This is a genomic window from Taklimakanibacter albus, from assembly GCF_016595235.1.
Classification (GTDB): domain Bacteria; phylum Pseudomonadota; class Alphaproteobacteria; order Rhizobiales; family Aestuariivirgaceae; genus Taklimakanibacter; species Taklimakanibacter albus.
Window position 1 is genome coordinate 768735 of the sequence record NZ_JAENHL010000008.1, and the last position, 23072, is coordinate 791806.

At 58.0% G+C, this 23072-nt stretch carries 29 protein-coding genes; 18 read left to right on the forward strand and 11 right to left on the reverse strand.

Annotated features, from left to right (window positions below):
* Nucleotides 1-14: 14 nt before the first annotated feature.
* Entirely contained in the window at nt 15-365 is a 351-nt protein-coding gene (gene uraH / locus JHL16_RS26480) for a hydroxyisourate hydrolase (protein ID WP_200187894.1), read from the reverse strand.
* A 159-nt stretch (nt 366-524) separates the two neighbouring features.
* Entirely contained in the window at nt 525-1661 is a 1137-nt protein-coding gene (locus JHL16_RS26485) for a phosphotransferase (RefSeq protein ID WP_200187895.1), read from the reverse strand.
* 534 nt (nt 1662-2195) lie between these two features.
* Between JHL16_RS26485 and JHL16_RS26490 the strand changes: the two genes are divergently transcribed.
* Together JHL16_RS26490 and JHL16_RS26495 are read left to right on the forward strand one after the other, a co-directional pair.
* Nucleotides 2196-3446, forward strand: a complete 1251-nt coding sequence (locus JHL16_RS26490; protein WP_200187896.1) for an NAD(P)/FAD-dependent oxidoreductase — start codon at nt 2196-2198, stop codon at nt 3444-3446.
* Between the two features lie 84 nt (nt 3447-3530).
* The gene (locus tag JHL16_RS26495) at nt 3531-3905 is read left to right on the forward strand and encodes an endonuclease domain-containing protein (RefSeq protein WP_200187897.1); all 375 of its coding nucleotides are present in this window, start codon (nt 3531-3533) and stop codon (nt 3903-3905) included.
* Nucleotides 3906-3990: 85 nt separating this feature from the next.
* Here the strand turns inward: JHL16_RS26495 and greA are convergent, their stop codons facing one another.
* Entirely contained in the window at nt 3991-4467 is a 477-nt protein-coding gene (gene greA / locus JHL16_RS26500) for a transcription elongation factor GreA (protein WP_200187898.1), read from the reverse strand.
* Nucleotides 4468-4509: 42 nt separating this feature from the next.
* Between greA and pepN the strand changes: the two genes are divergently transcribed.
* The 14 genes from pepN to JHL16_RS26570 all read left to right on the forward strand — a co-directional run bounded on the left by pepN (nt 4510) and on the right by JHL16_RS26570 (nt 13151).
* Entirely contained in the window at nt 4510-7152 is a 2643-nt protein-coding gene (pepN, locus tag JHL16_RS26505) for an aminopeptidase N (protein ID WP_200187899.1), read from the forward strand.
* Between the two features lies 1 nt (nt 7153).
* On the forward strand, nt 7154-7717 hold the full coding sequence (locus JHL16_RS26510; RefSeq protein ID WP_200187900.1) for an NAD(P)H oxidoreductase: 564 nt from the start codon (nt 7154-7156) through the stop codon (nt 7715-7717).
* A 322-nt stretch (nt 7718-8039) separates the two neighbouring features.
* Nucleotides 8040-8420 carry a hypothetical protein gene (locus tag JHL16_RS26515; protein ID WP_200187901.1) on the forward strand — a complete coding sequence of 127 codons (381 nt, stop codon included), beginning with the start codon at nt 8040-8042 and terminating at the stop codon, nt 8418-8420.
* 28 nt (nt 8421-8448) lie between these two features.
* Nucleotides 8449-8817 (forward strand): hypothetical protein, encoded by a 369-nt coding sequence (locus tag JHL16_RS26520; protein ID WP_200187902.1) that lies wholly within the window; start codon nt 8449-8451, stop codon nt 8815-8817.
* Nucleotides 8818-9034: 217 nt separating this feature from the next.
* Entirely contained in the window at nt 9035-9397 is a 363-nt protein-coding gene (locus JHL16_RS26525; RefSeq protein ID WP_200187903.1) for a hypothetical protein, read from the forward strand.
* A gap of 59 nt (nt 9398-9456) precedes the next feature.
* Entirely contained in the window at nt 9457-9831 is a 375-nt protein-coding gene (locus JHL16_RS26530; protein ID WP_200187904.1) for a hypothetical protein, read from the forward strand.
* Complete coding sequence (locus tag JHL16_RS26535; RefSeq protein WP_200187905.1) at nt 9828-10157, forward strand: hypothetical protein; 330 nt, start codon at nt 9828-9830, stop codon at nt 10155-10157. Before JHL16_RS26530 ends, JHL16_RS26535 begins: the two co-directional genes overlap by 4 nt.
* 20 nt (nt 10158-10177) lie before the next feature.
* Nucleotides 10178-10486: a hypothetical protein gene (locus JHL16_RS26540; RefSeq protein WP_200187906.1), complete on the forward strand. Its 309-nt coding sequence runs from the start codon at nt 10178-10180 to the stop codon at nt 10484-10486.
* Between the two features lie 19 nt (nt 10487-10505).
* Nucleotides 10506-10799, forward strand: a complete 294-nt coding sequence (locus JHL16_RS26545) for a hypothetical protein (protein WP_200187907.1) — start codon at nt 10506-10508, stop codon at nt 10797-10799.
* 273 nt (nt 10800-11072) lie between these two features.
* On the forward strand, nt 11073-11228 hold the full coding sequence (locus JHL16_RS26550; protein WP_200187908.1) for a hypothetical protein: 156 nt from the start codon (nt 11073-11075) through the stop codon (nt 11226-11228).
* Nucleotides 11228-11599, forward strand: coding sequence for a hypothetical protein (locus JHL16_RS26555; protein ID WP_200187909.1), 372 nt, complete (start codon nt 11228-11230; stop codon nt 11597-11599). The genes JHL16_RS26550 and JHL16_RS26555 overlap by 1 nt, the downstream gene beginning before the upstream one ends.
* Before the next feature lie 233 nt (nt 11600-11832).
* On the forward strand, nt 11833-12090 hold the full coding sequence (locus tag JHL16_RS26560) for a MafI family immunity protein (RefSeq protein WP_200187910.1): 258 nt from the start codon (nt 11833-11835) through the stop codon (nt 12088-12090).
* A gap of 224 nt (nt 12091-12314) precedes the next feature.
* Complete coding sequence (locus JHL16_RS26565; protein WP_200187911.1) at nt 12315-12752, forward strand: hypothetical protein; 438 nt, start codon at nt 12315-12317, stop codon at nt 12750-12752.
* A gap of 12 nt (nt 12753-12764) precedes the next feature.
* Nucleotides 12765-13151, forward strand: a complete 387-nt coding sequence (locus JHL16_RS26570) for a hypothetical protein (protein WP_200187912.1) — start codon at nt 12765-12767, stop codon at nt 13149-13151.
* Nucleotides 13152-14321: 1170 nt separating this feature from the next.
* Here JHL16_RS26570 and JHL16_RS26575 read toward each other — a convergent pair.
* The gene (locus tag JHL16_RS26575; RefSeq protein ID WP_200187913.1) at nt 14322-14636 is read right to left on the reverse strand and encodes a hypothetical protein; all 315 of its coding nucleotides are present in this window, start codon (nt 14634-14636) and stop codon (nt 14322-14324) included.
* A 421-nt stretch (nt 14637-15057) separates the two neighbouring features.
* On the opposite strand from JHL16_RS26575, the gene JHL16_RS26580 reads away from it, so the two are divergent.
* Together JHL16_RS26580 and JHL16_RS26585 are read left to right on the forward strand one after the other, a co-directional pair.
* Nucleotides 15058-17370 (forward strand): PAS domain-containing sensor histidine kinase, encoded by a 2313-nt coding sequence (locus tag JHL16_RS26580; RefSeq protein WP_200187914.1) that lies wholly within the window; start codon nt 15058-15060, stop codon nt 17368-17370.
* Between the two features lie 5 nt (nt 17371-17375).
* The gene (locus tag JHL16_RS26585) at nt 17376-17939 is read left to right on the forward strand and encodes a nucleotidyltransferase family protein (protein WP_200187915.1); all 564 of its coding nucleotides are present in this window, start codon (nt 17376-17378) and stop codon (nt 17937-17939) included.
* Nucleotides 17940-18091: 152 nt separating this feature from the next.
* On the opposite strand, the gene JHL16_RS26590 is transcribed toward JHL16_RS26585, so the two are convergent.
* From JHL16_RS26590 to JHL16_RS26620, 7 genes are all read right to left on the reverse strand, one after another.
* A complete protein-coding gene (locus JHL16_RS26590; RefSeq protein WP_200187916.1) occupies nt 18092-18676 on the reverse strand; it encodes a DUF1062 domain-containing protein in 585 nt (194 codons plus the stop codon).
* A gap of 351 nt (nt 18677-19027) precedes the next feature.
* Nucleotides 19028-19903, reverse strand: coding sequence for a DUF4868 domain-containing protein (locus JHL16_RS26595; RefSeq protein ID WP_200187917.1), 876 nt, complete (start codon nt 19901-19903; stop codon nt 19028-19030).
* Nucleotides 19900-20415, reverse strand: coding sequence for a hypothetical protein (locus JHL16_RS26600; protein WP_200187918.1), 516 nt, complete (start codon nt 20413-20415; stop codon nt 19900-19902). Before JHL16_RS26600 ends, JHL16_RS26595 begins: the two co-directional genes overlap by 4 nt.
* 500 nt (nt 20416-20915) lie before the next feature.
* A complete protein-coding gene (locus tag JHL16_RS26605) occupies nt 20916-21458 on the reverse strand; it encodes a periplasmic heavy metal sensor (RefSeq protein ID WP_200187919.1) in 543 nt (180 codons plus the stop codon).
* Nucleotides 21458-21913, reverse strand: coding sequence for a hypothetical protein (locus JHL16_RS26610; protein ID WP_200187920.1), 456 nt, complete (start codon nt 21911-21913; stop codon nt 21458-21460). Before JHL16_RS26610 ends, JHL16_RS26605 begins: the two co-directional genes overlap by 1 nt.
* A gap of 10 nt (nt 21914-21923) precedes the next feature.
* Complete coding sequence (locus JHL16_RS26615) at nt 21924-22523, reverse strand: sigma-70 family RNA polymerase sigma factor (RefSeq protein WP_200187921.1); 600 nt, start codon at nt 22521-22523, stop codon at nt 21924-21926.
* A 58-nt stretch (nt 22524-22581) separates the two neighbouring features.
* Nucleotides 22582-23031, reverse strand: a complete 450-nt coding sequence (locus tag JHL16_RS26620; protein WP_200187922.1) for an EF-hand domain-containing protein — start codon at nt 23029-23031, stop codon at nt 22582-22584.
* Nucleotides 23032-23072 lie beyond the last annotated feature (41 nt).

The following is a 23072-nucleotide window of genomic DNA, read 5'->3' on the forward strand; positions in this document are numbered from 1 at the left end:
TGGCGGGATTTGCTTCAACTGCCACGATAGGTCGAATAACCGTAAGGCGAAAGCAGCAGCGGTACGTGATAATGCTCGGCCTTGTTGGCGATGCCGAAACGGATCGGAATCACATCGAGGAAGGGCGGCTCGCTCAACGGCGCGCCGGTCTCCTTGAGATAGGCGCCGGCATGGAAGCGCAACTCATACTGGCCGAGCTTCAATTCCTCGCCATCGAGCAAGGGCTGATCGACCCGGCCATCCTGATTGCTCACCACCGTCTTGAGCAAGGACGGCCCCTCGCCCAGCGACCACAGCTCGATCTTCAAGCCCTTGGCCGGCCGGCCGAGCGCCGTGTCCAATATATGCGTCGTCAAACGCCCCATGCGTGTCTCCACTGGTTTTCACAGGAAGGTTAGACGGAAACCGGTGCCTGCGGAAGCTGCGCGTCGAATTGCCCAAAACAATCAGAACAGAACCGGTCCGCCGTAACAAATGGAGGAAAAGACTACTCAAGAAATGAGGCGGTGACGTTTGATATTAGGTCAGGCGCTCGGACGCGCGCCAACTTGCAAAGTGGCCTGAACATTCTCAAACAAATCCTTGAACAGCACGGTGATTGCATAACCGATTGCAGTGTTTGCGGAATTCAACGTGGCAATCCGAGAGTAAAAGCAAAAATACCTAAGGAGGAATATTTTATAGATCAACGACAAGTCTCTGTAGAAGTCCACCACTGGCAATGAATTGCTCTTCGCAAAATCTGACGCGTGCTCGTAAAGATTAGCTCGAATGCGACTCAGCGCTGATGAAATCTTCGATATGCCCCTGACACCAAAGACATAGGTAGGCTCGTAGAATGCCTTTATCTCATCATGACTTTCGTCGAACGAGCTACTAACCACAGCATAGACTAAAGCTACCTCGAATTCAGCATAGTCCTTAACCAGCGTATCGTGCGGTAGGGACATCTCGAAATCTATGACGATCGGATTGTTATACTTTCCTAAAAGAATATTCTCGGTATGAAGATCGCCGTGTATCTGGCCAATGGGCATCTTGATGCCACGACTGGAGGCGTCGCGCACGATGGCGTCATACTGGCCAAGCATCTGCGCAAGTTCGCTCCGCAGCTTGAAATTGGAGCTGTCCTGAAACGCTGCCCGATCGAGAGGCTTCAGTTCAACCACGCTGTATTCGGCAGAGCGAAATGCATGGAAATCAAAGAGCACGACATGGAAGAGGTCATCAATGACTGACATTATTTCATATGTTGAAAGGCTCTTCATCTTGCTGAATAAGGACGTAGCCCCCGGTGTGTGTGGCCCCACCGCGACGTGACGGAATGCAACCAAGGAGTTACCAGACTCGGAATCCTGTAAGAATCGTTCCTTGGGTGGAATTGAGAGCGCGGGAATTTTCCTTGCCGCTTGCCCGTAGCGACTATTCTCACGATTTATGTTCTTGTCCTCCCCTATCTTTACAAAGTAGGGGTAGGTAGATGCGGACTGCACGAAGACTTTGCTTGATCTGGAGATTCCGATCGAAACTTGTTCAATCTGGAAGTCATTGAGATGATCCGGCAGATTATAAGTCTCACATACGTATTTTAAGAAGTCTTTCAGTAGTTTATTGTGAGCTTCCGGAAGTTTGCTTTCCTGAATGCTGAACTGCTTCCCCATTTTCGCCCAGTAGTTTCTGTCACCCCCATGGGAATTGAGCAGGTTTTTGCGGCAAGTTGCAAGAGTGCCAGATTATTCGATATTCCCGCCCAGTACCCACCGTCTGAGGTTCGACACCACAAGGGAGAGATTTCCGATCCCTCGCCTCGCTCTAGAAAACAAAAAAACAATATATAACAATATCTTAATTAGATTCTTGAAAATCGGTCGGCCGTCGGCATTTTTTGTTTTCACCGCGCGACAATCCCGGATCGGCATCGCGCGATCGACGAAAAACTGTCTATGCCAGGATCAACAAACAAAAACCTCAGCCAACTGAAGAAGATACCGAAGGTGTAAGCCGACGGTCCAAGAACGAGGATGATTGCGCCAGTAATGGCGTCGCAGAGATAGTTACAATCCACACAGCAAATAGCGAGGGGCGAACGATTTTTTTAGTGAGCCAGACCTGGATAAGCCGCGTCGTTCTCGCGCCTTGACGCAGGCCTCAAATGGCTCGAAGTACGGGGCCCCCGCCCCGCGAGTGTCCCATCCATGGCCCCTTCCCACGTCACCATCATCGGCGCCGGCATCATCGGCATCTCGACCGCCGCCTTCCTGCAGCGCGCCGGCCACAAGGTCACCGTGATCGACCGGGTGGCGCCGGGCGAAGGCTGCTCCTTCGGCAATGCCGGCGGCGTTGCCTTCTGCGAAGTGGTGCCGACCATCCATCCGCGCGTCCTGCTCAAGATCCCGGGCTGGCTGCTCGACCCCTTAGGCCCACTCACCATCCGCTGGTCCTATTTGCCCCAGGCGCTGCCGTGGTTCCTGGCGGCGGGGCGCAATGCGCTGCCCGACCGGGTGCGCAAGATCACCGCGGCGCGCGCCGCGCTCGGCCTGCGTGTCGTCAGCGATTTCGAGACCCTGCTCAAGGCGGCCAAAGCGAGCGATCTCATGGTCAAGAAGGATTCACTGCGCCTCTATGACACCGAGGCGCAATATCAGGCGGAAGAGACCGAGCGGCGCGTCAAGCGCGAGCACGGCTATGACATGAAGCGGCTCACGGCGGCCGAAATCACCGAGATCGAGCCCGACATGGCGCGCGACTTCGCCTGCGGGGCCTTTCACGGCGGCTGGTATTATGTGCGCAACCCGAAGACCGTGGTGACGGCCATCGCCGAGGAATTCACCCGCAATGGCGGCGAGATCCTCCTCGACGAGGTGCTAGAAGTAACCCAGGAAGCCGGCCGCGCTTCAAAAATCCGGCTCAAGGCGGCGGGCGAACGGGTGCTCAACCGGCTGGTCATCTGCGCCGGCGCCTATTCGAAGAGCTTCGCCACGCAATTCGGCGACAAGGTGCTGCTCGAAGCCGAGCGCGGCTATCACCTGGTGATCCCCGATCCCGGCGTCACCCTCGGCCGCTCCTTCACCTATGCCGCCTCGCCGATGGCGACCACACCCATGGATGTCGGCCTGCGCCTCGCCGGCACCGATGAATTCGCCGGCCTCGATGCGCCGCCCAACTGGAACCGTGCCGACATCCTGTGGCGCTTCACCAAACGCTGCCTGCCCAATCTTCGGCCGATCGACGAGAACGTGTCGCGCTGGATGGGCCGCCGGCCCGGCACGCCCGACGGCATTCCAGTCATCGGCCCGTCCAAGAAGCTCGGCAATGTCTGGTATGGCTTCGGCCACAGCCATATGGGGCTTACCTGGGGGCCTACGACCGGGCGCCTGTTGAGCGAGATGCTCAGCGACACGCCCAGCAATATCGATCTGTCAGCTTTCCGCGTTGATCGATTTTGAGTTGCGGCGCGCACCAAAAAATCCCCCTTCTCCCGCTTGCGGGAGAAGGTGCCCGAAGGGCGGATGAGGGTGTATGGTACCGCCATGACAACGCGGCAAATTGAGCCCAAGCGCCTCGATCAAGCTCGCCGCTTACGCCGGAGTCAAACTCCGGCGGAGGAGAGGTTGTGGTCAGGCCTACGCGCTCGGCGGCTGCAAGGACATAAATTCATTCGCCAGCATTCTGTTGGCCCCTTTACGGTCGACTTTCTTTGTCGCGAAGCCGCCCTCATCATTGAGGTCGACGGTGCAACCCATTCGGAGGATCGCGACATAGATTACGACGCGCGTCGCACGGCCTATCTCGAGTTACAGGGGTATCGCGTCCTCCGCATCCTCAATGACGATATATTTCATCGCTTCAACGATGTGATGGATATGATCCTTCTGGCGCTCGCGGATAAGCTGCCGCCAGACTGACCAACACCCTCATCCGCCCTATCGGGCACCTTCTCCCGCAGGCGGGAGAAGGGGGAATAAGGATGATGTGCGCAATCGTCAGTCTTTACGATAGCGCCTCGAGCGCGGTGATCTCGCCACGGCCACCCGGCAGCTCTGCCTCTTCGCCGACCTCGAGCCCGAGCAGAGCACGCGCGATCGGCACCGTATAGGCGATGAAACCCTTTTCGAGATCGGCCTCGTCCTCGCCGACGATCGCGAAGCTCTGCACGCGCCCATCGTCGCGCTTCACCGTCACCCTCGTTCCGAAGGCGACTTTCGTCGCGGTCTTGGGCGGCTCGACCAGCTGCGCGGTCGACCGGCGCTGCGTCCAATAGCGCAGATCGCGCGAGGCCCGCGCGATGCCGGCCCGGTCGGTCTCATGCTGGGCATGCGCCAGAATCTTGCGCGCCGCCTCGATCTCATCGTCGATCAGCGCCAGACCGCGCGGCGTCACGAAATTGGGATTGGGACTGATCGGATGTTCCGGCAGTTCCTCAGGGGTATCTTGCCCGTCTTGCTCTTTGACGAAAGCCCGGCTCATATGGGTCTCTTTTTCTCCTAGTCCCCCGGATCACTATAGCACATGAACAATGTAAGCCCGCAGACCGTTTATTTGAAGGACTACCAGCCGGTTCCCTATCTGGCCGGCGAGATTTTTCTGCGTTTCGTCCTGGAACCCGAGGCGACGGAAGTCGCGTCCAGGATCGAGTTCCGGCCAAATCCGGCGGTGCAGCGGAAAGGCGCGCCGCTCGTCCTCGACGGCGAGCGGCTGGAACTCAAATCGGTACAGCTCGACGGCGAGCTGCTCGATCCCTCCCGCTATGAGGTGACCGCCACCCACCTGACCATCGCGGATGTGCCGCAACGGCCCTTCACGCTGGAAATCATCACGATCTGCCACCCGAAGGCCAATAGCGAGCTGTCCGGCCTTTACGTCTCCAGCAATGTCTTCTGCACCCAATGCGAGGCGGAAGGCTTCCGGCGCATCACTTATTTCTATGACCGTCCGGATGTGATGGCGCGCTACAAAGTGCGTATCGAGGGGCCCAAAGCCGCCTGTCCGGTGCTGCTCTCCAACGGCAATCCGGGGGCGAGCGGCCCCATCCCGGGCGGCGACTGCCATTTCGCCGAATGGGACGATCCCCATCCGAAGCCCACTTATCTCTTCGCGCTGGTCGCCGGTAATCTCGCTCTGGCGCGCGACGTCTATGTCACCAAATCCGGCCGCAAGGTCGAGCTGCGCATCTATGTCGAGACCGGCAAGGAGAACCGCTGCGGCTTCGCCATGGAGGCGCTGAAAACCTCGATGCGCTGGGACGAGGAACGTTTCGGCCTCGAATACGATCTCGACATCTTCATGATCGTCGCCGTGTCCGACTTCAATATGGGCGCCATGGAGAACAAGGGCCTCAATGTCTTCAACGACAAATACATCCTGGCGCTGCCCGAAACCGCGACCGATGTCGATTACGTCAATATCGAAAGCATCATCGCGCACGAATATTTCCACAACTGGACCGGCAACCGCATCACCTGCCGCGACTGGTTCCAGCTCTGCCTGAAGGAAGGCCTCACCGTCTTCCGCGACCAGGAATTCACGTCCGACATCCGTTCGCGCGCGGTGAAACGCATCGCCGATGTGAAGCGGCTGCGCGCCGACCAGTTCCCGGAAGATGGCGGCCCGCTCGCCCATCCGGTCAGGCCCGTCTCCTATATCGAGATCAACAACTTCTACACCGCCACCGTCTATGAAAAGGGCGCCGAGCTCTGCCGCATGATGCAGACGCTGATCGGGCGTGACGCCTTCCGCAAGGCGATGGATCTCTATTTCGCGCGCCATGACGGCGAGGCGGCGACGGTCGAGGATTTCGTGCGCTGCATGGCGGACGCCTCGGGTCGGAATTTCGATCAGTTCTTCACCTGGTATGAGCAGGCCGGCACGCCGGAGGTCACCGTCACCGAGACCTATAACGAAGCGGCCAGGGCCTATGAGCTGACTCTCGAGCAGGCGACGCCCGCCACGCCGGGCCAGGCCGACAAGAAGCCGGTGCCGATCCCGCTCGGCATCGGGCTCGTCGGGCCCGACGGCCGCGACATGCCGCTCGATCTCGACGGTGTGGGCGTACTCAACGAACCGCTGATCGAGCTCAACGAGGCGAAGAAGACCTTCCGTTTCCGTAATGTAGTGAAGAAGCCGGTGCTGTCGCTCAATCGCGGCTTCTCGGCGCCGATCCGCATCAAGAACGCCGCCCCAATCCCCGAGCAACTGTTCCTGATGAAGAATGACGGCGACACCTTCAACCGCTGGGAAGCCTCGCAACGGGCGGCGCATGCGCTGATCCGCGCCCGTCTCTCAGGCGGGGTGCCCGCAGCCGATACAAAGTCCTTCATCGACGCCTTGCGGACCGTCCTCACCGACAGCCGGCTCGATGATGCCTTCAAGGCGCTGATGCTGGGGCTTCCGGGCGAGCAGGAGATCGCCACGCTGATCGGCCGCGATATCGATCCGGGCGCCATCCATGAAGCGCGCGACGCTTTGCGCGCCGAGATCGGCCAAGGCCTCAAGGACGTGCTGCTCGATCTGTGGCGGAAGACCGAAAGCCACGCCCCCTTCCGGCCCGACCCGGACGAGACCGGGCGGCGGTCTTTACGTTATGCGGTGCTGCAGGCGCTGGCCGGCGGCAATGCGGCGCTCGGCATCGAGCTCGCGAGCGAGCAGCTGGCGCAAGCCACCAACATGACCGACGAGATCGGCGCCCTCTCCACTCTGGTCACCCTCGAAGGGCCGGAACGCGAGGCGGCAATTGCCGCCTTCCATGACCGCCATAAGGGCGATCATCTCCTGGTCGACAAATGGTTCGCGCTGCAGGCCTCGGCCCCGCTCAGCAGTACACCCGCAAGAGTGCGCGAGCTGATGCGGCATCCCGACTTCACCCTCGCCAATCCCAACCGGGTGAGAAGCCTTATCGGCGTCCTGTCGATGGCCAATCCCTTCGCCTTCCATGCCGAAGACGGCGACGGCTACGCCATCCTCGCCGACACGATCCTGGCGCTAGATCCAAAGAATCCGCAAGTCTCGGCCCGGATGGCCACGGCCTTCCGCAGCTGGGGAATGCTCGAGGAAAAACGCCAGGCGCTGGCCAAGGCGCAGCTCGAGCGGATTCTTGGCACAACGGGATTGTCGCGTGATCTCTTCGAGATCGTGTCGAAATCGCTGGGGCGGTGACATGAAGACATTGCTGGTCGTCGCGCATCCGAGGACGGACTCCCTTACGACCAGCGCAGCCAATCTCTTTGCCACCCGGATCAAGGCGTCCGGACACGAGGTCGAAGTGGCCGATCTGGTGGCCGAGGGTTTCGATCCGGTCCTGCGGGAAGATGACGAACCCAACTGGACCGGTCCCGACAAGGAATACTCAGCTGCCGTGCAGGACGAGATGCGGCGCATCGAGCGTAATGACGCGACCGTGATGATCTTTCCGATCTGGTGGTGGTCGATGCCGGCGGTGCTCAAGGGCTGGGTCGACCGCGTCTGGAATCACGGCTGGGCCTATGGCGGCAAGACCTTTCCGAACCGGCGGGCCTGGATGATCGGCATCGCGGGCGGTGATCAGGAGTCGTTCCGCAAACGCGGCTACGACAAGGCGCTCGAGATCCAGCTGAAAACCGGCATTCTCGATTACTGCGGCGTTGCCGATCTGCGCTTCGAAGTCCTCTACGGCGCGCTGGAAGGCGACGACGCGGTGGCGAAGATCCTGACGGATATCGGGACCATCGCGTCGGAATATTGAGGCATTCCGGTGCAGACACGCGCAAATATGGCTGTGGTCGCCCTCATCGTGGTGGGAGCGATGCCGGCTTTGTTTAGCTCTCTTGAACTCCTAAGCTATTTTTCGGATGTGAATAGCTACAGGTTTGGGACGGAAGTCGGCAGCTATTTCTATACGACGGCATATCATTTTATGAGCTACCATGGAATTGTACTTGGACTCTTCCTTGTTGCCGTTGTCGCACGGCAATGGCCTTTCAGCCTTTTCGCAATAGCAATGCAGTTCGCCGTGATGATAACATCGCTCATCATCCTATAATCACACGCAATATTGTGGAATTACGGTGACAGTCGAACGCCAGGCCAAGCGAATTCTGATTGGCCTTTCCAATTTCAGCGAGATTGAGCGCGAAGCGGGACCCGGAACTGTCCTCCTTCACAATCTGTTCGGGCTCTATCGCAATCGCTTACCGCCCCATGACTCCGTGTGGATATATGAGGACGGCTTGATTTGGCAGAACGGGCAGACGCACAAGCAGATAAGATACGCAGAAATTGATAAGATCATCCTGCCGCACGACAAGCGGAGTGAGCACCTCCACCTGCTAAGATCGGATGGGTCAATGCTCGAGCTGCCGATCCGGGGCAATGATGGAAAATTCTATGACTCTCTGGTGTTCCTCCGCTTTCTGCGTAAAGCGATCAACCTCACCAGGCCCCAGTAGCGTGAATAGCCAATATTGACGGACTCTCATGGTCAAAAAGCCCCTGCTCGCAATTGCAGGCCTTGTCTTATCAGCAGGCTGCAGTGTTACGGACCTTGATTTCCAGGGTACCTACGTGCTCAGCAAATCCGATGCGATTGAGGTTATTGAGGTTTCCGCCGGAGGAACGTACAGGCATCGACTGGAAAAATCGGGCTCAACCATGTTTGAGGAGGCCGGCTATTGGGACAAAGATAATTTTGGCAGTGGGCCAGGAATTACGTTCAGGTCCTTTCAGATCGCCTTGCAATCTCCACTTAAGCCAAAGGGATATTGGTTCGTCCTCCCGGAGCGATCGTGGACGGGAGACATCTTGTTGTGTGCTGATGACGATCTTTGCTTCAAGAAGATACAATGATCAAACGGTTGGTTTGCGCTCATCAGCGAGGTGACTGAGCGATGTGCGGGACGGCGCCCGCCGGCGGACTCTGTCACTGAAATTCCACTGCCTCATGCCGCGGCCGTTAACGATGATTCATACAGCCGCCCGGCGGATGCGTTGCAATATTGCATGACTTTCGTGTAATCTTGCGGAGACAGCGGGGAAGCGAGACCGACTTGGCGACGCGGCATCTATGCAGCATTTCTTCATATTGAACGAGTCCTTCGACAAGAGCGTCGCCGGTGATGTGAACCTGTTCAGCACCGCGGAACGCCTGATTATTGCCGTCGAGGCAATAGATGTTCGAAATGACGAGTACTCTTGTTTTACGAGCGAGGGGTGCCAAGTCACCTTAAGCGCCGAGAATGACTATGGCCCGGTTTCGGCAACGGTCGAGACCCAGCCACGACATATGAATGAGGCAGCATCGATCCTGCGATCCTACCTGTGTTGGCTCGCCAGCAACGGCAAGATCGATGCCGATCTCGCCAGTATCGAGCGCGGAAGCCTGGTGGAGCTGGTGGGATTGGTCCCACGCTCCTTCGTCGATGGATAAATATATGTTTCCCGGCCATATGGCGCACCGGCGCAGAACCCGAAGCGGGTAACAAAGCCATGGAAATCCTGGACATCAAGGAGGGCTTTCCTGATATCGGCGACCACATGATGCACAATCATATCGATTACCTTTCTTCGGGATCGGTCATGCTGTGGTTTCATCGGCTTGAGCCCGACCTGACGGCACTCATCAATGTACACGTATATCTTCTTGAGGCGTCGATGAAGAGCGCCGATGTCGAGCTGGATCCCTTCTTTCCCAACATCGATACTTTCTCGATCGAGAGACAGGCTGTTCTGGGCAGGTCCAAAAACCTCCTGAATATTGCATTCACGAAAGGACACATATCGTTCCTGTTCGAAAGAGCCTTCCATGTGACGAGCGCCAGGCCCGGGCCAGGCGCTCCAAGAACGATAACGGGCGCCGCATGACCGAGGACGATTTCTCCGGGTGGTCGCTCGAAGGCTGGTCGTTGCAGCATGAATTGCTCGAACTCCGCTTCAACTACTGGCCGGTCTTCACAACGGATAGCGACATCGAACTGTATGATCGCGAAAACCAGAATACGTACTACAGGGGAAAAGGAATATTCACGCGCCCCACCCGAATGGCCTTCACGAATTTTACGGCGCCCGCCAAAGTCGAAACGGTCAATGCCTTCAAGCGCGAAGATGGCACCTTGACCTATCGCTTCGCCCTGGAGGGAGACGCATATGTGGAAATCGAAGCGCGAGCTTATGTGTCAGCTCGCTGGTAATGTTCAGTCAAGGTGAGAATGTGACGGACATCATTCGCACATTGGTGCTTGTTCTCTTTGCCGGCACCTGGATCGTAGGCGTGCTGACATGGTTTTACATAGTTGCCAGCAGTGTGCACTTCTTCCTTCTTGCCAGTAAGATGGAGTTGCCAGGATATCTCAGATTCAATCCGCTCAATGCGATCCTCCATCCCAGACTCTTGTCGGACGAGACCTTGGGCGTCAGGCGAAGGATCTTCAGGGCGGTCGGCCTGTTTATTGCCCTTATGGCATTCGGATTTCTTCAAGGTGGGCTCGCCTATCTGATAGGTCCCTATGTCAGACCTTGAACGCAGAGCAGGCGCGGATATGCTGAGATGGCCCCGCAGCGCAATAGTCAGCGTCCTTCTGCTGATCGCCATAGCGCTTGCTGCTCCGATTGCTGTCTACAAGAGTACCCGCGCCGCCTATCACGCCGTCGGTATCAATGACGGGCAGATCGGGCAACGCCAGGAGATCATGGACCTGATCCAGAAGTCGGTGCTCGTCGCGGATTGCCGAACCATTCAAACGCCCAACGTTCCGATCGAATTTCTGACCGTTAAGGCAAACTCGCTCTATCTGATCCCGATTGACGGTAAAACCGTAGCCTTCTGCAGTTGAGTCAGCCGAGTTAGACAAATGCCAGGTCATGACTATACAGTGGAATTGAGATTCTCCGGAGACGCCCTTGATCCGCTTGAAATATCCAAGCGTCTCAACCTGCAACCGAGCAACACGAGAACCGGCTTATCCACTAAGTCAAAGGGCAGAGCCTGGACACCCATGTGGGGATATAACGGGCACGACCTGACCGGATTTCAGCTGGAATGGCCGTCGCTGGAACAGGGCCTTCGATTTTTGCCCCTACGGTTAACGCCCTTGCGGGGAACGCTCATGGATCTTTCCACGGAGTTCAAAGGAATATGGTGGTGCGGACATTTCCAGTCGAGCTTCGATGGCGGCCCCACCCTGACCCCGTCATTGCTGAAGGAATTGGCGGGCTTCGAGATCCCTTTGCACATAGACAACTACCTCTCGGGAGACGCCTGATGGGAGAGATCCTGACGGACTTGAAACCTGTACTCGAACCCATTATCTCCCGAAACGAGTTGTTTCTTGGCAACATACGACACTTTGGATTTAACGTATGCTTGTACTTCTACCACTTCATCGATCAGTCGATCTCACTCATCGATGTAATACTGTTCGATACAGCTGAGGCAACACTTCAAGATGACATCGTCAATCCAGAAAATTTGCTACGAGTCTTGGATGTAAACATCTCCGACACAGGACCATATGGGCTGAGGACGGTCATGGTGCGGTTTGAAGAACTTGGAAATGTCACTGAATACGAAGTCTTCTTTACCGCGCTAGCTTGCCATGTCACTTCCAAATCCGTTCATCGAATACCGGAGTAAGACTCGAAGAATCCGGAGCGCCTTGGTGCAAACGATCCTGAATGTTGTCTTGGTTGTCCTCGCCATACTCCCAGCCATGGGCATCATCCTTTTTGCAACATGGCTTCTGTTTCATCGCCTGAGAACAGGCAAGAAGGCCTCAATGAGTTTCCTTGCTTGGCTCAAGCACCTCTTAGAAGCCGTCTTGGGTCTATGAAGATGCAACAGGACATTATGACACTCATCGGATTCCTATGACTGACTATCAAAAGATCGAGAGAATGTTCTCACAGTTTTTGGATAGACCTTCAGCCAATCTGACGGCGGATGAACGTGCTGAAGTGAAAGACTTCATTGATGTTGGCGAGTATGGCCTCGCCTTGGAAACACTCGTTGCAATCTATCTGGAAGATGAAAAGCTCCCCGATGAAGACGGGAGGATGATGATCGATGCTCTGGCGGCGGAGATGTCCATGAAACCCGCAGAAATCTGGCTTCCCGAGAAGGAATAGGACTCGATGCTCGGCTTGGGCGCCAACATCACTTTCACTTACGGTGACAGTGCACTCAATTGGGACGGCACGGCTTCGTTCCCCAAGGAGGCGCCTTAACTGAATGCACCGTCATCGAGATACTGTCACCGACATACCATTGGTGGGAAGGAGCTGCGAGCCGCAGCAAGAAGGAGTAGCCCCAAGCATCTTCGCCGCCAAACACTGCGTTAACGGAACCGAGCATGGGTGGAACTGAATTCGGAGTCCTCATATCCCTCCTGGCGGCGCTATTCGCCTTTGGATGGCTCGACGTTCACTGGGGCACAAGAGGACACCACTTTATCATCAGCGGGTTCGCTTTGGTCGGCGGTTTGCTGCCGATCACACTGTTGCTAGTGGCTCACCATGCCTATCAGGCTGAACCACGCTCTTGGTGGCTCGATTACTTCAGCCCCATTGCATACACTCTCTGCCCTCCTTGTATCGCCGGGCTGGCAAACTTGTCCGGCATAGGTCCACAGATTTTTCTTGGCGCCTCAGTGATCATGATGAACGCACTTCTATATGCCCTTATTGGGACCTTCGTCCGGTTAGGCATCGTCAAGAACTCCGCCTTTCTTGCCGTGCCGATCGCCGTGGGCGCGGGAATGATGTGGTGGGGAGCGGTTTTTCTCAAATAGACGAGGTGTTACATGCGAGACGAATCAGCCACAGTCATCGCCTTCCTCATCGCGCCGGTTTTTCCGGCACTGCTCCTCGGCATAGGCACGCCCCTGTCCCGTGACGGACCGAAGATCATTACCATTCTCGGCCTATTTCCAATCGGTTATGTCTATTCCGCGGCAGTCACCGGACTCTTTGCATTTCCGTTGTTTTTGCTCGGCACGCGGATGGGGCTTGTTCGCCGGTGGTCGGCGACAATTTGCGGCTATCTCATCGGCACTTTTGTCTCAGCCGGATTACAATGGCCGTACTGGGGCGGAATATTCGATCCGGCCACATTACACTATGGAGCGACTGGGGTGGTATCTGGCTTCGTGTTCTGGCTCATCTGGCGCCAAGGACAGGCGCGCACCTAGAATTCCACGCAAGTTCACTCAAGTCAGGAGATGCGGGACGCTGACTCTTTCCGTCTGCCAGATTCTGCTGGTAATTGGATGCTAAATTTCGGCGGCCCTCTTGGCCCCATGCCGACTGGAGCCGGATTTGGCGGAGATTTGAGCGGCTACAATACCAATACATGGACGATAGGCGGAGGCCAATAATGCCCCAGCAAAGATCATACAACCCGGCACTGGCAATTGCGTTGCTCGTCCTAGCAATAGCAGCGGCCTGGTTAATATGGGTAGCGCATCTAGTCCCTGTCCGCGACTACCCACTCGTGGGAGGCCTCTTTCTCGCTTTGGGTCTATTCAGCAGTGTGATGTGGCGGGTAATCGGCAGCAATTACTGGAAGAAGGGAGTGCGGTCTCCCAAATTGTTCTCGCCATTTTGGATCAAATTGGGGGAAAGAGGTGCGCAAATTTGTTCTCTAGGACTTGGGGTTATATTCGTCGGCGTTGGCGTATTTCTTTTAGGTGACAGCGCATTTAATTGGCTGAGCGGATCGCCGAGATTGACAGTTCACTAAATAGCAACGCAGAGATCAACACTTCGTCTCGTCGTTTCTTTATCACCACATCACCGACCCAGGCGGCGCACCAGAATTAAACGCACCATCACCGAAACTGCCGAATCAAGGATATTCAAAGACTGGAGTCTGTAGTATCAATATTTTATTGAGCATGGTGCAAAACCGCAAAATCACGCACTTGACCATACTTGCTTTCTATCTGACAGTGGGTGTTTGCATTCTCTTGTTAATAGCTCTATTTGCCACTGGCCTATATCTTCAATCTCAGCGGCCGGTGATACCGGATGTCGCTAACGGATTCTCCGTTCCAACCAAAATTGTCAGCGGTATCGTCTTTCTTAGAGAGGGTGAGCAGACGTTTCTTCATTGGCTCTCTTTACTGAGTTTCTTTTCAACTCTTTGTGCGCTCGCCCTGAAGGTTCTTGGAAAGAAGTAGCGTAAGCCCCTCCTTTATTTAGATGATTTTTGGATCGAAATTGCGGTGACCGTGCTGGCCCGGCAAACACTAGACGCCGCGACTGTCCAAACTCTCACTACCTAAACCTCTCTCCCAGCTTTTTGATATTGAGCAGTAACCGTCACCGTGCCCGCACACAAAGGCCTTCAATCCGGCAAACTATCGCAAGGCGGGGGCCTCATCTACCGAGATCACCTTTCCGCTGCGAATTTCGACCACCACGACGAGCAGCGGCCCCCTCTTCGCATTGCGTGCCCAGGAAGGATAGAAGGTCAGAGAATAACGGTCCTTCGTCTTCCTGAACATCACGTCCCGATAGGGTGACGTGTCATACCCCCTGGCGCTCATCGCCGTGAGCGCCAGCTTGACGATCGGGTGACGCTTGTCGAGCCAGACAAGAATCGAGTTGTCCTGATTTGCCTGAGGGGGGCTGCCGCGGGCGAGCCTCCGGTGACTCCGAGTATCAGGAGACACAGAGCGACTCCAATAGGCGCGAAGGCGTTTTCTCCAGAGACCATCTCTTTCCTCCTCAGGCACAAAGGAAGGGCGCATCCGGCGGCATACTCCGCCAGCGACAGACTGATCGGGCTGAACTGAACACGGGCTGAACTGGCGACCTACCCAAGTCCAGCAACGATCCTTACTGACCCGTAACGGTTGACATTCCATTCCGGATCGGTCTGCGCAAATCCTGCCCAAATGACTCCCGGTCAGCCACCGCGCGGCTCGAAAACCGCCCTAAAAACGCTCCTTCCCCCTGCATGATGGGAGGCCCGGTTTCCGGCTGGACAAATCATTGCACATGCGAATCAATAGGCGGTGATTCGTGAGGTTGTTGGTTGTTTAGGGGGTGCTGGGATTCCCGTTGAATGAGCGCCACGCAGGGGGCGATAGATTGAGCAGCAGAGCACAATTGGGCGGACTTTTCTTCAAGGAGCGGGTGCTCCGCCTGCCCTTGCCCGGCTGGGCTCGCGTCACCATTGGTGAACGCAGCCTCCGCATTCTCATCACCGTCCTCGTCTCGCTCTTCCTCATCACCCTGGCGCTCGCCCTCTTCCTGCAGCTGACGCAGAGCCGGACGACCCACCTCGCCGAGCAGAACCGCCAGACCCTGCTTTATGCCACCGCCGCCGCCCAGCATATCAAGCAGGCGGCCCGCACCCAGCTCCAGTCGGGCTACACGCCCAAACCCTTCACCCAAGAAGAGCTCGACGCGGCCCTGCTGCCGGAAGCGCAGCGCGAAGGCCGCATCTTCGCCTATGTGAATGCGGCGGGCGTCATCACGGTGAGCTCGCTGTCGGACGCCTCGATCGCCGGCCAGACGATCGGCGATGTCCTCTCCAATCGTTTCATCACCGAAATCAATATCAACGACACCGAAATGGCGCGCCTCCAGCTCGCCACCGGCGAAGAAGCCTATGTCGGCATGAGCGATCTCGCGCCCCTGCCCGGCAGCCTGCTCGTCATCCAGAAACGCGCCGACGTCATGCGCGCCTGGAAGGACAGCGTGATGCAGGTGAGCGTGCTGTTCGCCGTAACCTTCCTCGTCCTCATGATGCTGGGCGGCGCCTTCCACTGGCAGGCGGCCAAGGCCTCGGAAGCCGACCGCACGCTCACCGTCGCCACCGAGCGGCTCGACAAGGCGCTCGACCGCGGCCATTGCGGCCTGTGGGACTGGGACATCTCGCGCGGCCGGATCTTCTGGTCGAAATCCATGTATGACATTCTGGGCCTCGAGGAGACCGGCGAGTTCCTCAATTTCGGCGACGTCGCCGAGCGCATCCACCCCGAGGACGCGCAGCTCGAGGAAGTGGTCGAGGCCCTGCTCACCGGCCAGAAATCGGTCTTCGACCACGAATTCCGCATGCGCCATGTCGACGGCAACTGGGTGTGGCTCCGCGCCCGCGCCGAGCTGTCGCATGCGCCGGAAGAGGAATCGCCGCATCTCGTCGGCATCGTCATCGACATCACCGCGCAGAAGCTCGCCGACCGGCTCAACCAGGAGGCGGAGCTCCGCCTCAAGGACGCCATCGAGAACATCTCGGAAGCCTTCGTCCTGTGGGACTCCGAGAACCGCCTCGTCCTGTGCAACACCAAATACCAGCAGTTCCACTCGCTCCCCGCCAGCGTCTGCCAGCCCGGCACGCCCTATGAGCTCGTCGCCAAGACCGCCAAGGAGCCGGCGGTGCGCCAACGCATGCCGATCCATAGCCGCGACACCAGCGAAGGCAACACTTTCGAAGTGCAGCTCGGCGACGGGCGCTGGCTGCAGATCAACGAGCGGCGCACCAAGGATGGCGGCTTCGTTTCGGTCGGCACCGACATCACCCCGCTCAAGCAGCAGGAAGAGCGCCTGCTTCTCTCAGAGCGCGAATTGATGATGACGGTGCGCGACCTGCAGAAGGAACGCCTCCTCGCCGAGCAGCAGTCGCAGCGCCTCGCCGACCTCGCCGACAAATATTCGCGCGAGAAGACCAGGGCCGAGGCCGCCAGCCGCTCGAAGTCGGAATTCCTCGCCAATATGAGCCATGAGCTCAGGACGCCGCTCAACGCCATCATCGGCTTCAGCCAGGTGATGGAGAACCAGATGTTCGGTCCCGTCGGCGCCGGCAAATACATCGAATATGCCCGCGACATCCACAAGAGCGGCCAGTTCCTGCTCGACGTCATCTCGGACATCCTCGACATGTCGAAGATCGAGGCCGGCCGCCTCAAGCTCGAACTGCAGACGGTCGATCTCTCCGAGATCGTCCATGAGACCCTGCGGCTCGTCGAGGCGCGCGCCCAGGAGAGCAAGGTCGAAATCCTGTGCAAGGCGCCGAAGAAACTCAAGGCCAATGTCGACACCCGCGCCGTCAAGCAGATCCTCATCAACCTCACCGCCAATGCGGTGAAGTTCACGCCGGAAGGCGGCCGCGTGACGCTGACCGCGCGGCTCGAAGGCGAGAATGCGGTGATCTCGATCGCCGATACCGGCATCGGCATCCCGCCCAAGGACATCGAGAAGCTCGGCCGGCCCTTCGAGCAGGTCGAGAACCAGTTCACCAAGACCAAAGGCGGCTCCGGCCTCGGCCTCGCCATCTCGAAGTCGCTGGTCGAGCTGCATGGCGGCTCGCTCTCGATCGACAGCGAAGCCGGCAAGGGCACCATCGTCACCGTCCGCCTGCCGGCCGCCGCGGCGAAACCCGCCCATTCCGCCGCCGCCTAGCGCCCGTGCGAGAAGGCGACCTCCGTCAAGGACTGGAGACGATCCTCCAGCGCGCGCCGCTGCGCATGCAGGCGCTCGCCATCGTGCGGTCGCTCGACTTGCCGGACTGGGCTATCGGCGCCGGCTTCATTCGCGCGGCGGTCTGGGACGCGCTGTCGGGCTTCACGACTGCTTCCGCCGTAGACGACATCGACATTCTGTATTTCGATGCCGCAGACCGCCGCACCGAGCGCGAAGCAGAAATCGAAAAGCGACTGCAGGAGATCGAGCCCGCCCTGCCCTGGAGCGTGCGCAACCAGGCCCGTATGCATATCCGCAATGGCGATGCTCCCTATGCCTCGACCGCCGATGCGTTGCGCTTCTGGCTCGAGACACCGACCTGTGTCGCCGTGCGGCTCGATGCGGAAGACCGCTTCGAGATCATCGCGCCTTACGGACTCGAAGATCTATTCTCGATGACCATCCGGCCTACGCCACGCGGCCGCGTCCGAAGCGCTGCCTACACGGCGCGCATCGCGGAAAAGAAATGGCACGAGCGCTGGCCGAATGTCACGGTCGAGCTACCTTAGGGCACTCGCTCGTTGGTCATAGCCTACCCTTTCTCCCATTTCGTCATGGCCGGGCCTCGACCCGGCCCTCCAGCCTCACCGCTACACAGCTGTTGCACGGATGGGCTGGATGGCCGCCTCAAGGGCGGCCATGACGAGAGGTGGGTGTACCGTCAGCCCCCCTGCATCAGCCTCACTTGCATGCCACTCCTGACCCGCCGCCGCAGAACTTCCTTGCGGCCGGGCTCGATGATCAGCAGCCCCTCCTCATGCAAGGACTGCAGCTTCGAGCGTGACAGCCCCAACTCACCGGCGAGAAGCCGGTCGAGCCTGAGGCTACTCGGCAGAGCAACCTCGAACTCGATGACGATCTGGCCCGGCAGCGCCGCTTCGCCGACATCTTGCTTGTCGATGTCGGCCTCGCCGAACTCATCGATCCGCTGGGCGTGCCGGCGCAGGCCGTCGATATCGAACTCCTGCGCCCGCACCCAGTCCGGCGTGCTGAAATGCGCCGCCTCCAGCACCTTGGGATCAATCTCCTTCAGCGTCCGGCGCTCGAACAGCGGCCGGTTCCAGCTCCGGGCGCAATCGATGCATTTATAGATGAGCCAGGCATCGAGCCGCTTGCCATTGGCGTTGAGCCTCACCTTGCCACTGGACTGGAAGGGCTTAAGTGTTCCGCAGCCGCCGCAGGCGATCCAGGGTCTCGGGGCGATGCGGGGCGTGATGGTCCATCGGACCACGGTAGAATTGCACATGTCGTCTTGGACTTCCGAAAAGGAAGTTCACCAGGACGGCAGCAAGAGAAGCCCTTCACGGGCACGGTGTGGCGGTTGTTACGGAAAGATGAGAGCTCGAGACAACGGGGCGCGCATGGCCCCGGCGCATTCTGACAAAGCCAGACCGGTCCCAAGCCGCCACCCGTGAACAAAAAACAGCCCCGGACGGCTTAGCCATCCAGGCTGAAGGGTGAAACCAGATGAGACCGGTCTTTACGACGGCAAAACGAAACCTCTGTGCGCCACTGCTCTCAAGGCGCGGCGCTGTAGCAGGAAATGGAACAAAACGGAAGCCTGATCGGCCGTAGCGGGTCAGACTGGACCTCAATACTAAACGGTGATTTGCCGCTTAGAGTTGGAAAGGTGTAGCGTGCTTGAAAGCACCGACTGAAAATAATCTTCATCCAGGAATCTGAGTACTTTCTTCAAATCAGGCTTGTTTTCCGGCAGCACCAGAACTGCTACTCCGTCAACAGTGGTAGTATTGAGTTCAATCCCGAAAACCTGAGCCGCTTTCTTGGTCTCCTCTAGGTCAATTCTTTCAAGTATGGCACTCTGCATGACTAGAGCGACTTTCCGCCTGATCCATGTATCAGAAAGCGTCACGAAGTTGGCAACATCTCCTACATGAACGAATTTTCCGCCGGCAAACTCATTCAAATCATCATCGGTTGCTTCTTTGTAATACTGCGACAAGTCAAAAATCTGGCGAGCCGCAAAGAAACTAAAGAAGGAAAGCTTGGTGTCTTCGAGCACCACCGAAAGCCTTGTATCAAGGGTTAAACCGAGTCCCTCGACCTTTCGATAAACGTTTGCAGAATGAAAAAGTGAGAGGCCCTTATTGGATATGATCTTGCGCTTATCAAAATTTTGAATGAGAGCAATCTTCTTCGCTCCATCAGATCGACCCAAGAACAGCGCCTTGATGCTTTCGAACTCGCCTGTTGAGGGAGAAATTTCTGGCACACTCAACGGATTAGTGACAGCACCGTGCAAATTATCAAGATCATCATAGTCTGCTATGAATAGAGACTCACCGTCATCAGGCTTGTATTTTCCATCGAAGGCGATCTCCTGCTGCCCAGCGCTTCGAAACTCAGCCTCCTGTTCTTCAAACATTGAAGTCACTTCCTGCTGAATATCCGCCGACAACGGAATTCGTAGCACCCGACGTGAGGCGTCCCGAGTTAGGGCGAATAGATTCATTCAATGATCTCCAATAGCATGGACCCCGAGATTTTATTAACGAGTTTCACGTTACTCGGGTCACGGATTTCCCTGTTGCTTATTAGGGTATAAATCATCCCATTCGACGCTTCGGCTTTGTAGAATCGGTAACCTAACACGCGCAACAGTGGACTTGGGATGGCGGAGTCAGTGAACCAGAATATGGCCCACGCAACTACGAATATAGCGATCACAACAATGACAGTAACATCCGCAGCGCGGACAAAAAATGGAAGAATGTAAGTGACTATAACCCCAAGCAGCAGAGCGTCATTTGATTCAATCTTTTTCGCTTGAAATGGAAATTTCTCCCCGTGCCATTTCAGAGCTGAAAGAACATAGATGATCGAGAGAGTCCCCATCAATCCAGCTATGATGTAATAGATTGCGTCCCAAAATTCTCCGCCTGACCAAAGCCGCGCTGCGCCGACGCTGATGAGTGCCGGTGAGAAAGCCAGAAGAAACAACACTGCCTTGAGACTGTTCCGCATCCGATTTCTTCGCGCTTATCAATAGTGAACAGAACGGGAATCTAAGCATTCCGCAGCAGCTAAACAAGGCTGAATTGTCAACTTCATGATGAATAGTTTTTTCCTTGCAGATACACGCCCACGTTCAATCTTTGCTTCTTGGGCTTTGACAAGCCCGACGATGGTGTGATCGAGTGAAGCGGTGCATGCACAAATTGGGGCTCTGATGCTCGACAAAAGAAGCGCGCCAATGTTCTAGGATCGGGATCACCCTCGGCTGATTTCCCTTCCATCTTTGGGCGGCGGCGTTCTATTGCAGGTTAAAAACACTTCACGGTGCCGACATGTCCGCAGGACCACACAGCCACCGGACGAAAATTCCCTGCCGGCTAGGCCTATGGCCGGACTAACCCGTTGAAATATCTCGACTGGCCAAGAAATTTCGCGAAATTTCCCTGTAATTCCCTGCATTTTCCCTGCAAGGCACCTGTATCCGCCACCATCTGACGGGCGCACACGACTCAGTCGGCGTCGTCCTGGTTGTTCTTTTCCTGCCACTTCTTGCGGCGCTGCTGCATGCGCTCCAGGCGGTCGCGCACGGCTTTGGCGAGAAGCCCGCGCTCCTCAGGGGTGAGCTTCTCGATGACCTGGCGGGTCACCAGCGTGCCGCTGTCGACGAGATCGGTGCTGAGCTTGGTGAAGTCTTCGATGGCCTTGTTGGCCGCGGCCGCGTCGTAGGGGTTGCGCTCGAGCGCGTCAGCGAAACGCTGGGCGGCGGCGGTCATCTCCTGGCGCGACTGGCGGAAGGCCTCGCGCCGGCTCTTGAGCAGATCCAGGAATTCGCGGCGGCGGTCCTCCGGCAGGTCGGAGAGGAAGCGGCGCGGGAGGAGCTGGGTGAAGCTCGCCCCGCTCCAGCGTTCCATCCGCTCGGGCGAAAAATACCGCATGCCGATGGCGCCGGCGATCAGGAAATTGATCGCCAGCGAAGCGACGAGCAGGAACATCGTCCAATGCGGCCAGTTGGCGAAGCGACCTTTCTGCGGCGTGTCGACCGGCGCCGTCATCAACCGCCCCCTTCCAGGAGGTCGGGCGCGTCATCGATGCCGGTCAAGACGATCGGGTCGTCGATCTCGACCACGTCGCTGTCGGAACGGAAATTACCGAAATTCGTGTTGCCGCCGAGGAAGATGCCGAAAGCGAAAGAGGCGGCGAGCGCCGCGGCCGTGCCCCAGGACCAGATCGACGGCCGGGGCTTGGCCCGGGCCCGCTCGAAGGGAACGACGTTAACCTTCTGCTTTTCCTGGGTTATCCGGGCGAGGAGCTGGGCCTTGCCCTGGGCAGAGGGCGCCGGGGGGACGGCCTTCGCCAGCACCCGGTCGATCTCGGACGCCTCGGCCAGGAGCCCCGGCTCCTTGTCCAGCAAGGGCTGCAGCCGGTCGCGTTCGGAAGCAGGCCAGCGGGCCGGGTCCGCCCCATAGGCGGCCAGAACTTCTGCCAGTCTCGTCCTCATCGCGTCCATCAGAGCCTCCTCATTGGCTCATCTCGCCGATATCGGCAAGCAGGTCCCGCCACTGGTCCTTAAGATCGCCCTTCAGGGCCCGCCGGCCCCGGGCCAGCAGGCTCTCGATGGCTTCGACGCTGATCTCCATGGCAGCAGCGGCCTCGATATTGCTCATATTCTCATAATAGACGAGCGAGAGGGCCAAACGCTGTCGCTCCGGCAGACGGGCCAGAGCAGATTCTATGGCCCGCGCCGACCGGTCGCCCAGGACCTGGTCCAGGGCGTCCGGCCCCGAGGCCTCGATTTCGGGCTGGTCGTCGATATTGGAGCCCTGCTTGCGCCGCGCCCGGTCGATGGCGAGATTGGTGGCCACCCGGATCAGCCAGCCGCGCAGGGCGCCCCCCTGGCGCACCTGGCCCGGATTGTTCCACAGCTTCAGAAAGGCGTCCTGGACGATATCGGCGCTGTCCGCGTGGCCTGACGTCACCCGCCAGACCACGCGGTGGACTAGGTCGTAATGCCGCTCGACAAGGCCGGCGAATGCCTTCTCATCGCCCCCGGCGGCGGCAGCAAGGAGCGTGCTGTCCGGGTCGCCGGACAGGTCATTCTCGGTATTGCGTGCCGACACGTCTCCCGGTCGCTTCCTTTGGCAAGGCCCGCATATCCGATGCGGCGCCGGCTCATCCTCAATTGCTCCTGGCGTCGCGCTGCCTCGACCGCTTCTGGGAGTTCTCGCGAATCTCCGCCAGCGTCAGGCCGCCATCCTTGTCGCCATCGGCGCCATTGAACAGAGCATCGATATAGGCGTCAACCTCATCGCGTGTCACGCTGCCATCCTTGTTCTGGTCGAGCCGGCCCAGCATGCGCTCCTTGCGCCGCTCGAGGCCGCGCTTCAGCCATGTATCGATCTCGGCCGTGGTCACGGTGCCGTTCTGGTCGTCGTCGAGGCGCAGGAAACGCTTGACGGCTTTGGGTTTCAGCTCGTTCACCGTTACCTTGCCGTCGCTGTCGGCATCGAGGCGCTGGAAGGCGCGCTCGCCCCTGGGCAAGGTCGGCTCGGTCGCCAAAGCCGCCCCCGCGGCTCCCATCAGGATGAGCGCGGCCATCGCCGCAACGGAAGTTGCGTTCGTCGTCATTTCAGGTCTCCACTATTTTCCTGGGAATCAGCTCCCGAAAC